A 13,035-nucleotide genomic window follows, 5' to 3' on the forward strand; every position below is an offset into this window, starting at 1 on the left:
TTGACTGGTTGTTGTACAAGAACCGTTCGCCAACCCTGCTCCAGGGGCAGGCTCGCGGTTTATCAAGACCGCGCTTTCGCGCGACGAGTTCCCCTGATCGAGCTCGGAGCACCATAACAGGTCTTTCCACCGGGACGAGAAGCGGTTACGTTATCCCTCCTCATGGAACCCGTTATCCTCGACCACCTCCCCGACGGCCTGCTCGACCGGCCGGCCAGCCGCCTGCACGAAGTGCTCGACGGCCCCACGCTCATCCACCTGCCGGGGCGACGCCCGCAGCCGCTGTTCGTCAGCGTCCTCCAGCACGGCAATGAGATTTCGGGCTGGGAAGCGGTCAGGCGCCTGCTCAAGGGCCGGTACGCCCGCGACCCCCTGCCGCGCAGCCTGATCCTGCTGATCGCCAACGTCCGCGCCGCCTCACGCAATCGGCGCTATTTGTCCGACCAGCCCGACTTCAATCGCTGCTGGCCCGGCTCCGACAGCGAGACCGGCCCCATCCACCGCCTGTTCGAGCGCATCACGGCGCATGTACGTGCGCAGAAACCTCTGGCCAGCATCGACATCCACAACAACACCGGGGAAAACCCGCATTACTCGGCCATCAATCGCATCGAGCCGGCACACCTGCGCCTCGCCTCGCTGTTCTCGCGTACGGTGCTTTACTTCACCCAGCCCTGTGGGGTCCAGTCCATGGCCTTCGGCGAATTCTGCCCGTCGGTGACACTGGAGTGCGGTCCGCCCTCGCGTCTGGACGGGGCCGATCACGCCATGTCCTACCTGTCGTCGATCATCAACGCCGAAGCGCTCGAAAACAGACCGCCTTCGCCCGAAGATATCGAACTGTTCCAGATGGTTGCCACGGTGAATCTGCCGCCGGCAAACTCCTTCAGCTTTACGCCTGACGGGTCGGACATCATTTTGCGTCCCGACCTCGACCAACTCAATTTCCGGGAGCTGCCCCCGGGAACCCGGCTGGGCCACGTCAATTCGCCGATCGAGCGCGCCCTGCTGGTTCGCGGCCATGACGACATTGACGCCTCGGCGGTCTGGTTCCATACCGACAATGGCGATATCCTCACCAGCAGACCCATGATGCCGGCCATGCTCACGACCGACGAGCGCGTCATTCGGCAGGACTGTCTCTGTCACCTCATGGAGCGTATTCCGGTAGGGCGGCCGGCGCAAGATTCCGAAGCCTGGCATGAACTGCCCGAAAGCCGGCCCTGACACATCTGATCCTCGCAGGAGGCTTAGAACATGAATTTGTTTTCTGCCATGGTTGCCATAGCCGCGATCATGGGTATCGTCGCCGTATCCTGATATTGGTTCCAGTCGAAGCAGGGCCGGTCCGTTGAACGGGAACATTTCGAACGCGTGGAAACCGAGTTGCGCGAGCGCATTGAGACGCTCGAGCGCATCGTCACCGATCAGCGAGAGAAACTGAGGAAAAAGATCGATGACCTCTGAAACCGAACAGTCTGAATCCCTGGTCACTCGACTCGTCGGCCTGTTCCTGAAGGGTTTGGCCGCGATCATCCCGATCGCATTGACGCTGGCCATCGTCATCTGGCTTGCCGGCATCGCCGAGAAAGGCATCGGGACACTGATCAAGCTGGTCCTGCCGGAAGACCTCTACATAACGGGAATGGGCTTGGTGGGCGGCATTGTGCTGGTCGTCGCGATCGGCATACTCAGCCAGATATGGCTGTTTCGCAAGTTCATCGACCTGGGTGAAGCCATTCTCGACCGCATGCCGGTGATCAAGTCGGTCTTCCGGGCCACCAAGGATTTCGTGGAGTATTTTTCCAGTGACGAGACCCGGCGCTTCAGCCAGGTCGTCATGGTTCGCCACCCGGAGCTGAAAGCCGGCCTGCTGGGCTTCATTACCCGTGAGGAGTTTTCCGAACTGCCCTTCGGCGAGGAGGGAGAGGTCGCCGTCTACCTGCCGATGAGCTACCAGATCGGCGGCTACACGCTGTTCGTGCCGAAGGCATGGTGCGAGCCAGTCGATCTTCAGTTCGAGGACGCCCTGCGGTTGATTCTTACCGCCGGAATGTCACGACGAGGAGGATAAGATTAAGAGAGCCGGGCTGTGCCCGGCCCTATTGCTCCGTTATCGTTCGTCGATTGAAGGCACTGCCCGATCATCAGGCCCGATGTAGTCGGCGCCCGGACGGATGATGCGGTTGTCGGCGCGCTGCTCCATGATGTGGGCGCACCAGCCGGTCACGCGCGACATCACGAAAATCGGTGTGAACAGTCCCGTCGGGATACCCATGAAGTGATAGGCCGAGGCGTGATAGAAATCGGCATTGGCGAACAGCTTCTTCTCGTCCCACATCGTCTTCTCGACGATTTCCGAGACGGGGAACAAGGTGTCGTCGCCAACGTCCTCGGAAAGCTTGCGTGACCACTCTCTGATGATGGCGTTGCGCGGGTCTTTCTCACGATAGACCGCGTGGCCGAAGCCCATGATCTTTTCCTTGACCTCGAGCTTGCGCAGCACGTCATCACGCGCCTGCTCCGGTGTGTGATATTGCTCGAGCATGGCCATGGCCATTTCGTTGGCGCCACCGTGCAGCGGGCCCCGGAGTGAACCGATGGCGCCGGTCACGCAGGAATGCATGTCCGACAGGGTCGAGGCGCATACGCGTGCGGTGAAGGTCGAGGCATTGAACTCGTGCTCGGCGTAGAGAATCAGCGAGACGTCCATCACCCGCGCATGCAGTTCGCTCGGCGACTTGCCGTGCAGCAGGTGCAGGAAATGCCCCCCGATACTGTCGTCGTCGGTCTCGACGTCGATGCGTTTGCCGTCGTGGCTGAAACGATACCAGTAGGTGATCATCGACGGGAAACTGGCCAGCAGGCGATCGGCCACGTCCTCCTGTGCGTCGAAATTCTCTTCGGTTTCCAGGTTGCCCAGGAACGAACAGCCGGTGCGCAGCACATCCATGGGGTGCGCCGACGCAGGAATGCGCTCGAGCACTTCCTTGAGCGCGTCCGGAAGACCGCGCAGCGACTTCAGTCGTTTCGTGTACGCGTCCAGCTCTTCACGATTGGGCAGATGGCCCTTGAGAATCAGGTGCGCAACCTCGTTGAACGAGGCCTTTTCGGCCAGATCGTCGACGGCATAGCCGCGATAACGCAGGCTGTTGCCCGTTGCACCGACGGTGCAGATCTCGGTTCGGCCGGCGGACTGGCCGCGCAGGCCGGCGGAGGGTTTCTTCTCGGTCATGACGACTCCTTGCTGAACAACTGATCCAGTTTCTGCTCGAACTCGTGGTAGCCGAGCACCTCGTAAAGCTCATCGCGCGTCTGCATCATATCGACCACGTTCTTCTGGTGGCCGTCGCGCTCGATCGCTTCGTAGACGGCCAGGGCCGCCTTGCTCATGGCGCGAAACGCCGACAAGGGGTACAACACCAGGCCGGCGCCCGCTTCGCGCAACTCGTCGACCGAGAACAACGGCGTCTTGCCGAACTCGGTGATATTGGCCAGCACCGGAACATCGACCTGGCGGGCGAACTCTGCGAACTCCTCGAGCGTGTGCAGTGCCTCGGCGAAGATCATGTCCGCCCCGGATTCGACGTAGAGACTGGCCCGATCGACCGCGGCGGCCATGCCCTCGCCCGCGTAGGCGTCGGTACGCGCCATGAACACGAACGAATCGTCCTGCCGGGCGTCGACAGCAGCGCGCACCCGGTCGGCCATCTCCCCGGGGGTAACCAGGGCCTTGTTGGGCCGATGCCCGCAGCGCTTGGCTGCCACCTGATCCTCGAGATGAATCGCCGCTACGCCGGCGCGCTCCATTTCGCGAACGGTGCGCGCAATATTGAAAGCGCTCCCCCAGCCCGTATCGACATCGACCAGCAACGGCAGATCGCTGACCGCGGTGATGCGGCGTGCGTCCTCAACCACGTCAGCCAGCTGCGTGATACCGAGATCCGGCAGGCCGTAGGAAGCATTTGCCACGCCACCGCCGGAGAGATAGATGGCACGATGGCCGGCCTTTTCGGCCAGCAGCGCGGAATAAGCATTGATGGTGCCGACGACCTGCAGTGGCGGCTGTTCGGCCACCAGCTTTCGAAAGCGTGCGCCGGGCGTGTAATCGCTCATTATCAACCGGACTCCGGTGTAGGGAAACAGCCGTGCATTTTATCACGGGGCCGCTCTCGGACCCGGCCAATCGAGGTGAGCTCAGACGCGATGCGCCAGGGAGGTCTCGGCCGCATGGATCGCCCGATTGGCCAGATCGACCGCGTCATCAAGGGCAATGAACGGCACCGTGACCTGTCCCTGGGGAAGCACCAGTCGCACCGAGGCCAGGCCGTGACGTCGAAAGTACGGCGTGCGCACAACCGAAGCCTGCTGCACTTGGGAAAGCTCGAAAGCATCACGTCGCAGCCCGAACAGCCCCTGCTGTATCCAGCAAACGCCGTCGGCAACCTGCCAGCCCCAACAACGCCAGCTACGGTGGATCAACCACAGCACCAGCAACAGCAAACCCAGGGCCCCGGCGACCGCCAGGCGCTGGTCCGGCAACTGCCAGAATGCCAGCCCGGCCAGCGCCAGCGCCACAGCACTGATGCGTGACCAGAACAGGGTTCTGAAACGGCGGCTGATCGGTCGCATTTCATCCGGCACCGAAAAGCCCTCCATAAGGCGGGCGACGATGTCGAAGTTGTCTTTCCTCAGGCCCGGTATCAGGAAGTTTTGACCCGAGCGGTCCACCTCGACTTCCTTGCTGGTCGCCTGCTTCCCGACCAGGTACCACTGGCCGATCAACCGGCCCAGTGCGGTCTGGTAGAGGGTCAGGCCGGTCAACTTTTGGCGACGGATGTTCTGCTCGCGCTTGTCGAGCAAGCCGCCGACGGCGAGAAATCGATCACCGAGATCGCGCAGGGTAAAGCCGTGATAGCGCACCAGGGACAACACACCGGACAGCACGAACAACGAAACGACCAGCATCAGGATAAGCGCCGCCGCCCCGGTCCAGCCGAATTCGAGGATCCGCTGCACAATGACACTGACGCCGATCGAGTCGATCCACTGCTCGATACGCTCCCAGAGCGATCCCGACAGCCAGGCAGCCACCCCGGCGATCAGCCAGACCTGGTTGCTGACCAGTCCATGGGCGAACAACCTCGGATTCCCTGGGGCGTGAATCAGGGTCGCGTCGGATTCTCCGGCGCCTGCCACGACCTCTTCCTCGCCCGTAGCGGCCGCCGCTTCGTCCTCGACGGCCGGCGCCCCGCCGGCGCGGGCAATATGGTCGCGCAAGGCCAGCGCCAGTTCCCGGCTCACCCCCGGCAGGGACACTTCGGTCGACTCCGCACCGGGCGTTTCTAGCGTAAAGCGCACCAGCCCGAAGGGCCTGAAGTAGAACGGCTGGCTCAGGCCCACGTTCTGCACCCGCGCGAAGCGGATGCGCAGGTCCTTGTTCTCGATGATCCCCCGGCGCAGGCGAATAGCATCACCCTCGATGCGGAACCGGAAGCGACGGTGATAAACCGCCGCGATCAGTATCCCGACAAGCAGTACAAGCAGACCGCCGAGCATGAATTCGCGCAGCCCCAGCCGATCGAGAAAGGCGAACCCGGCGCCGGCGCCGGCGAAGGCGTAGAGGTTCTCGCGAACGAATTTCGCGCCGCCGTTGATGACCAGAAACAGCAGCGCCATCGGCGCCAGGCGCTGCCAGGTATTGAGATCAATCGGCTTCACGAGCCGGCTCCTCGCCGTCAACGTCTTCCTCGTGATCGGCCGTCTCGGCGATCTGCTCGAGCAGGTACTGGCGCACCCGCCGCGCGTCACTCCGATCCAGGCCCTTGACGGTGAGGTCGGCGGTCATGCCGCCGGCGGTGAAGCACTTGACCCGCATCAGGTCCAGGTAGCGTTCCAGCGGCCCGTGCACGGCCTCGACATGCTGGATTCGGGCAAACGGCACGATTACCGTTTTGCGCCACACGACGCCGTAGCGATAGATCAGATCATGCTCGCGCAGCGCCCAGGCGCGATACCGGGCATCCAGCCGGGCATGGACCGCCGCGATCACCGCCACGCCCAGCGGCGGCAACGGCAGCCACCAAAATCCCATCTCCACCATCACATCGAAAAGCTCGAAGGGCAGCAGCGGCAGCACCACGGCAACGGCGGCCAGCAGCAGCCAGAACAACGTCTGCGTGATCAGTGCCCAGGGCAGATAGGCGTCCGCCACCGGCGTGAGCTCGGCGCGCCGAAAGTCGGGCAACGTCGACGCATCGACCTGCTCGTTTGTAAAAATCTCTCCCTGCTCCATCCCTCTCTCTTCCGATTGAAAACACCAATCAATATCGTATAAAAATGCACCTAGGAACAGTGCATTTAGTCACGCAGTGGCTATTAACCCAGAACGGCACCAATGCCCGGTTTAGGACATCGGAATTTCAGTCATTCGAATTTTGAAACTCGCTCCAGCACCCCAGGGCTCGGGTTTGGCGGACCCCGCTTGAGACGGCTACTGATCAGTGCCCGCGCTTGATGATCCGCCGGCAACGCCAGAGCAGGTAGTTGACGGCGAACCAGAAGTGCCTGAAAGCCTTGTTGCTGGTCTGGCGATGGTGGTAACGGTAATAGATCTGCTGGGCGATCACGGCGAGGCGAAACAGGCCGTAGACTTCGTAGAAGGCCCAGTTATCCGGCTCGAAGCCGGTCTTGCCGCAGTAATAGTCGACCACCTCGCGACGCGTCATCATCCCCGGCAGATGCGTGGGCTGGCGGCGGAAGCCGCGGAAGTAGAAGTCGTCATCGGCCTGCACCCAGTAGGCGAGCGAGTTACCGAGGTCCATCAAGGGGTCGCCCAGGGTGGCCAGCTCCCAGTCCAGCACCCCGATGATGCGCATCGGATCGTCACCATCGAGCACCAGGTTATCGAAGCGAAAGTCGCCGTGGATGATGCGGATCGCGACCTCGTCGGGAATATGTTCGGCCAGCCAGTCCATGACATAACGGCCGGATCCAACATTCCAGGTCTTCGCCTTGCGGAAGCGGTTCGACCAGCCTTCGATCTGGCGGCGGTTGTAACCTCCGCCCTTGGCCAGGCCATCCAGCCGGGCTGCCTTGACGTCCACCGAGTGCAGTTCGATCAGCCGATCGACGGCGTTCAGGCAAAGCTGGCGAACCTGCGACTCGTCCAGCTCGAGGCCAACGGGCAGATTGCGCCTCAGGATAATCCCGGAAATACGCTCCATGACGTAGAAATCACAACCGATCACTGCATGATCGGTGCACAATGCCAGCATTTCCGGCACATACTGATAGACGGGCTTGAGCGCGTCCTGCAGGTCATGCTCGCGCACCATATTGTGCGCCGACTTTGCCTTGGTCCCCGGCGGCGGCCGGCGCAGGATTAGATCGCGGTTGGCGTAGCGCAGCAGGTACGTCAGGTTCGAAGCGCCCCTCGAGAACTGTCGGACCTCGGGCCGGCCCTCGAGTCCGTCAAGCCGCTCCTTGAGCCAGGCATCGACGGCGCAAACGTCGAAGCGATCCTCCTCGCGCAGGTCCTTCGGCCGATCGATCAGATCATTCTCCGGCATGGTTTTCCCCGAAGCAAAACGCCATGATACACGGCCCGATCAGTGCCTCCCGGGTGCCGATTATAGGATTCGTGTCTTCGTTTGGTCCTCAAACGCGTAACCCTCTGCAAGCCCCTATGAGACTGCAGCATGAGACGGACGATTCAACATGGCCTGCTCCGGACGGCAACGGCGCTCAGCATGGTCCTTGCCGTTAGCGCTGTGTCGGCACAGACGACACTGACGATTAACAGCCTGGGCGATGATCCGGGTCTGGATCCCGAAACCGGCACCTGCTCTACCGGTAATGTCCTCGGAGACCCGCCGCCACTCATCCTCGAATGCACGCTGCGTGCTGCAATCGAAACAGCCAACGAGATCGACGGGCCGGTCGTGATCGAGATCTCCAGCGGGATCGAAACCACCATCGGTGACGTATCGGTCATCGACATCGCCTCCGCCCTGCCTTATATCTCGAACCAGGTCACCATCGCCGGCGATACGCACCCCGAACACGACGATGACAATCGAACGCATCTTGCTCTTAAAGGCCCGGAAACCGGCAGCTTCAGCGGGCTGAGATTAGGCTCGGGAGCCAGCGGGTCGGTGGTGAGAGGCATCGGCATTTCGAAATTCGCCAACAGCGGCATCCTGATATCGGGCGGCGAAAACTACACTATCGAGAACAACGTCCTCGGCGGGTTCTGGGGTGGTACGGCATGGAATGCCCCGGGCAATCGCGGCCAGGGCCTTGACATCAGCAATGCCAATGGCAGCCAGATCAGAAACAACGTGATCCACGCCAACGATGCCAACGGCGTGAGAATCCGCAACGGATCGGCCAACAACGTTCTGCAAGGCAACGTAGTCGGGCTTCGAAGACCCGATATTACTCTCGGCCCCTTCGCGCCGATTTCGGGAAACTCAGGGCACGGCATTCACATTGCTTCTAGCGCCGGAACCGCCAACGGTATCGGCCTGTTTGAAGGCAACACGATTTCCAACAACGACGGCTCCGGCATATTGATAGAGGCCGACGGGCAAGTGGTCCTGGGAAATGCGATCGGCATACCCCACGACGGCGAGGCAGATACCAGTTACCCTCCACTGGAATACGGCAACGGGGTGAACGGCGTTGAGATCACCAGTTCGGACAACCAGATCGGCACCTCCGGGGGAGGTCGCAACACAATCGGCTATTCCCAGTCATCCGGCATTGTCATCGGCGACGACAATGCCATCGCAGCCGATAATAACGTGATTGCCTGGAACTACATCGGCACCAACGCCGAAGGCGAGAATCTTGGCATGGGCACGCAACTCGGCATAGGGGTATTCAGCGGTACAGACAACCTACTGAGGAACAACCTGGTCTCCAACAATTTCGAAGGCATAGGTACCCTAAGCGAGGGCGTGCTCTTCATGCGGGGCAATACGATCACCCACAATGCGGGCAGCGGCGTGACCTTCCTTGGCCCTGGGCAGCTCGGATCGCTCGATCCGAACGACGCCAACATCATCGGCCACAACTCGGTCGGGGTAATGGTCAACGGGTACGCCAACTCAACCGCCCTGGTCGCGATCCGCAACAACCTAATCGGCACCGATGCCGACGGTACGCCGATGGGCAACGACGTCGGTATCGTGGTCGGTTCAGAGTTTAACCGTGTCTGGATCGGCCAATCCGACAACACAGGCAACACCATCGTCAACAGCTCTACCGTGGGGATCCTGCTCGACGGCGCCCACGAGACCCTTGTCCTGGGCAATCACATCGGCGTCCATCCCGACGGCACACCCATGGGCAACGCCACGGCCATTCGACTGGACTCCGGCGCCGTCGGTAACCGGATCGGCTACGCTGCGGACGATACGATCGATTCCGGAACCTGGCAGCCCGGAGCCGACAGCGGCAACGTGATCGCCCACAACGGTGCCGGCATCTCCTTCGAGTTGGGCGCTAACATCGGGTCCATCGGAAACGTACTGCGTGGCAACCGAATCCACGCCAACGGAACCGCGACGACACCGGGAATCGACCTGGGCATGACAGCGCTAGATGTGGGCGGAAGCGGCACCGGCCCGAATACGCTGCTTAACTATCCCGATTTCGATCCCAACGCCACGAGCTGGGATCAGGCCACCGGGGAGCTCGAGTACCGTTACCGGGTCCAGACCGTACCGACCAACGCCGACTACCCGCTGACCATCGATCTGTACCTGGCCGACGGTAACAGGCCACAGGGGCTGACTTACATCGGCTCCGAAACCTATCCCGAGTCGGCCTCGTTCGAGTTCCGCACGGGCTCCCTGACTCTGACCCAACCCGTCGACTCGTCCACCCACCTGGTCGCCACTGCAACGGACGCCTCCGGCAGCACCAGCCAGTTCACGCACCAGCCCATTCCGCTGATCGTTTCCGACGCACTCTTCTCTGATCGCTTCGAGGAACCGTGACGCGACGGCATCCCGCGTCGCCGCCTGGTCGCACCGACCGATCGGGTGGCGGTTTTCTAAAGCCGTGTCCTCGCATGCGGCTCGATTGCGTAGCCACCCTTGAGTCCTTCATCATTCCAGAAACGGAAGCCGATCATGCGCAGACAAACTACACCCATCACGCTCGCCTTTCTCCTGGTGCTGGCCGCCACACCGGCCATCGCCGATACCACTATCACCTACCAGGGCCAGCTCCAGGACGGCGGAGAACCGTTTGTCGGCGCGGCAGACATGAGCTTCACCCTGCATGAGCACACCACCGACGACTTGCCGATAGGCCCCACGATCCCGCTCACACAGGTTGCGGTCAGCGACGGCCTGTTCTCGGTCGAACTGGATTTCGGCGAGGTCTTCACCGGCCAGCCGCTGTGGCTGGAAGCAAGCGTCGACGGCACGCCCCTGACGCCGAGACAGCGCATCACCGCCGTACCCATGGCGCTGAACGTTCCGGCCGGAGCCGGCTCCAACTGGCAGCGCGTCGATGGTGACCTCTACTTCGATACAGGAAATGTCGGTATTGGGTTGGATAGCCCTAGTGCCGAACTGCAGGTTGCGGGCAACGTGGTCTCGGGAGAACCAGGGAACAAAGCATACGGAATGAATGGTTTCGTCAGCGGCGGCCGTACGTTGCAGGGGGTCCTGAGCAACAATGTCACTTACGGGGTGGCCTCCTTCGTCGGAGGTGGCTATGACAATACCGCCTCGAACTATGGAAGCTTTGTTGGTGGTGGGATGGAAAATTCGTCCAGCGGTCAAGGAAGCTTTGTAGGAGGTGGGTATCAGAATGAAGCAAGTGCACTGAACAGCTTCATTGGTGGTGGGGCTGTGAATACGGTGGACGGTGCACTTAGCTTTGTGGGTGGGGGAGCCCACAACCAGATCACGAGTGCTGGCAGCTTCATCGGCGCCGGGGACAGTAACATTGCCGCTGGCGACGGTAGTTTCATCGGGGGCGGGTCTAAGAATGAAGCAAGCGGATTTCTGAGCTTCGTCGCTGGCGGCCTCGAAAACACGGCTGCTGGAAACTTCAGCATGGCTGCCGGTCGGCGCGCCACGGCCAGTCATGACGGGACCTTTGTCTGGGCAGACAATACCGATGAAAACCTAGAATCCACCGGCGACAATCAATTTCTGATTCGCGCCGCCGGCGGCGTCGGCATTGGGTCCAGCAACCCCAATCGTGATCTGCATATCAAACAGCGCAGCACCGATAACGGCAGTATCGGACTGCAGATTGAACGCAGTGGCGCCAGCACCAACAACTGGGCATTTTACATCGCCACTTCCGACAACCTGGGCTTTCGCTACAACGACACCCTGGTCGCGCGCATCGACACCAGCGGCCAGTTCACTACACTCTCCGACGCCCGCTTCAAGACGGACATCGGGCCCATCGAGAATCCGCTCCACCGGGTATTGAGCTTGCAGCCCGCGCAGTACCGCATGCAATCGGGCGCGAGCGACGGCGAACTTTCCCTCGGTCTGATCGCGCAGCAGGTACGCGATGTAATCCCCTCGGCCGTGTCCGACTCCGATGACACGTTGGGTATTCGCTACAACCAGATCACGGCCCTGAACACGGCGGCCATCATTGAACTGCACGCTGCCATGAAGGACGACCGGGATCGAATGACCGAACTGCAAGCCGAAAACGAGACCCTGCGCCAGCGACTTGCGGAACGCCCCATCGGGGATGAGGAGATTCAGGCCGTCGTCGAGCGAAACGATGAGTTGGCACAGCGCCTCCTCGTACTGGAAGCCCTTTTGATCGGAGAAACAAGAATGAGCAATCATGCCAAGAGCGCCACGACGCCATGAACAATAAATCTTATGCAAGCGGCCGACCTGCCGACCATATCGGAACCTGGATCTTCGCGATCGCAGCCATCATATCGTTCGCAGCGTGCTCGTCCGGCGATCCGAGCGACAGTTCGCCACAGGATCCACCGGGTTCGCCAGCATCGAACCCGGCATCAACGGGCTTCACGCTGCCCAACGACTTTCCGGAACAGATTCCCCTGCCCGATGACTAACTGATCGTCCGTAACAGCTCGGGAAATTGGGAGCCCACCGGTCGGGAGATCGCGCTGAACATCGCCCTGCCGGGCAGCGTGGAGGAATGGGCGGAAACCTATCAGACGGCCCTTCAAAGCAAGTTCCAATCAGTCGAGTTCCGCGAAGATCGTAGCGGACTGCGGTGGCGCTTCCACGGCCATGGATTCGAACATGCCATCCTGTATCTCAATGACAATCAGGGCGACCTCGATCGCGGATCGACTGATTCCAGTCACCTGCCGGTCATGCTGTCGATCATGCTGACAGAACGTCGCATGAATTAGTGGTTATGGGGATTCAAGACCGGGATCGAAATCGGCCAGCTCGACCCTGAGCCAGGCGCGGGCGCGGCGCAGGTCGCGGATCACCGTGCGGCTGGACAGGCCGAGCATTTCCCCGATCTCCTCTACGGTCACGCCGGCATAAAGCTGCGCGGCCAGTGCTTCGGTCATACGACGATCGTTCTCGGCCATGCGCTCGAGCGCCTCGTCCACGGCGATGACCCGCGCGAGGTCCTCGGTTTCCATGCTGTAATCGGCTTCGTGAAAGGTCTCCCTGATCTGATCGCCGCCGCGCTTGGCGGCCAGGTTCTTGCGGGCGTAATCGAGTATCAGCTGGCGCATCACGCAGGCGGCCAGGCGCTGGAAATGCAGCCGGTTCTCGATCTCACCTTTGTCGCTCCGCCGCATTTTCAGAAATGCCTCGTGCACCAGGGCCGTCGTCTGCAGCGTTGCGCCCCCACCCAGGCGCCGGCGCTGCGCACGACCGATGCGTTTCATGTCGTCGTAAACCAGGGGCATCAGCCGTTCGAACAACTCCGGCTCTTCGCGGATTTCCTCCAGCAATTGCGTGACCGCATGCTCGGGAACCTCACGGAAGGCATCGCTGCTCAAGATTGTCCTCCTGCACACTCGAACGAGACGCCCACGGAGGA

The 13,035-nt window shown here is 61.4% G+C and carries 11 protein-coding genes; 5 read left to right on the forward strand and 6 right to left on the reverse strand.

All coding sequences use genetic code 11. The features are described from left to right. Positions 1-162: 162 nt before the first annotated feature. The gene (locus tag ACDC66_RS07725) at positions 163-1,227 is read left to right on the forward strand and encodes a M14 family metallopeptidase (protein ID WP_376696118.1); all 1,065 of its coding nucleotides are present in this window, start codon (positions 163-165) and stop codon (positions 1,225-1,227) included. Between the two features lie 229 nt (positions 1,228-1,456). Then, positions 1,457-2,074 carry a DUF502 domain-containing protein gene (locus ACDC66_RS07730; protein ID WP_376696119.1) on the forward strand — a complete coding sequence of 206 codons (618 nt, stop codon included), beginning with the start codon at positions 1,457-1,459 and terminating at the stop codon, positions 2,072-2,074. Positions 2,075-2,113: 39 nt separating this feature from the next. Here the strand turns inward: ACDC66_RS07730 and prpC are convergent, their stop codons facing one another. From prpC to ACDC66_RS07755, 5 genes are all read right to left on the reverse strand, one after another. After that, positions 2,114-3,235 (reverse strand): bifunctional 2-methylcitrate synthase/citrate synthase, encoded by a 1,122-nt coding sequence (gene prpC / locus ACDC66_RS07735; protein ID WP_376696120.1) that lies wholly within the window; start codon positions 3,233-3,235, stop codon positions 2,114-2,116. Continuing rightward, positions 3,232-4,116, reverse strand: a complete 885-nt coding sequence (gene prpB, locus ACDC66_RS07740) for a methylisocitrate lyase (protein WP_376696121.1) — start codon at positions 4,114-4,116, stop codon at positions 3,232-3,234. The genes prpC and prpB overlap by 4 nt, the downstream gene beginning before the upstream one ends. 81 nt (positions 4,117-4,197) lie before the next feature. Then, on the reverse strand, positions 4,198-5,721 hold the full coding sequence (locus ACDC66_RS07745; protein WP_376696122.1) for a PH domain-containing protein: 1,524 nt from the start codon (positions 5,719-5,721) through the stop codon (positions 4,198-4,200). Next, complete coding sequence (locus tag ACDC66_RS07750; RefSeq protein WP_376696123.1) at positions 5,708-6,295, reverse strand: PH domain-containing protein; 588 nt, start codon at positions 6,293-6,295, stop codon at positions 5,708-5,710. The genes ACDC66_RS07745 and ACDC66_RS07750 overlap by 14 nt, the downstream gene beginning before the upstream one ends. 205 nt (positions 6,296-6,500) lie before the next feature. Then, positions 6,501-7,571: a phosphotransferase family protein gene (locus ACDC66_RS07755; protein WP_376696124.1), complete on the reverse strand. Its 1,071-nt coding sequence runs from the start codon at positions 7,569-7,571 to the stop codon at positions 6,501-6,503. A gap of 129 nt (positions 7,572-7,700) precedes the next feature. Between ACDC66_RS07755 and ACDC66_RS07760 the strand changes: the two genes are divergently transcribed. The 3 genes from ACDC66_RS07760 to ACDC66_RS07770 all read left to right on the forward strand — a co-directional run bounded on the left by ACDC66_RS07760 (position 7,701) and on the right by ACDC66_RS07770 (position 12,385). Then, complete coding sequence (locus tag ACDC66_RS07760) at positions 7,701-10,007, forward strand: right-handed parallel beta-helix repeat-containing protein (protein WP_376696125.1); 2,307 nt, start codon at positions 7,701-7,703, stop codon at positions 10,005-10,007. Positions 10,008-10,142: 135 nt separating this feature from the next. After that, positions 10,143-11,864, forward strand: a complete 1,722-nt coding sequence (locus tag ACDC66_RS07765) for a tail fiber domain-containing protein (RefSeq protein ID WP_376696126.1) — start codon at positions 10,143-10,145, stop codon at positions 11,862-11,864. A 293-nt stretch (positions 11,865-12,157) separates the two neighbouring features. After that, positions 12,158-12,385, forward strand: a complete 228-nt coding sequence (locus ACDC66_RS07770; protein ID WP_376696127.1) for a hypothetical protein — start codon at positions 12,158-12,160, stop codon at positions 12,383-12,385. Between the two features lie 3 nt (positions 12,386-12,388). Here ACDC66_RS07770 and ACDC66_RS07775 read toward each other — a convergent pair whose 3' ends face one another. Beyond that, entirely contained in the window at positions 12,389-12,994 is a 606-nt protein-coding gene (locus tag ACDC66_RS07775; RefSeq protein WP_376696128.1) for an ECF-type sigma factor, read from the reverse strand. Between the last annotated feature and the right edge of the window lie 41 nt (positions 12,995-13,035).

This window comes from Wenzhouxiangella psychrophila, from assembly GCF_042310375.1.
Taxonomy (GTDB): Bacteria; Pseudomonadota; Gammaproteobacteria; order Xanthomonadales; family Wenzhouxiangellaceae; genus Wenzhouxiangella.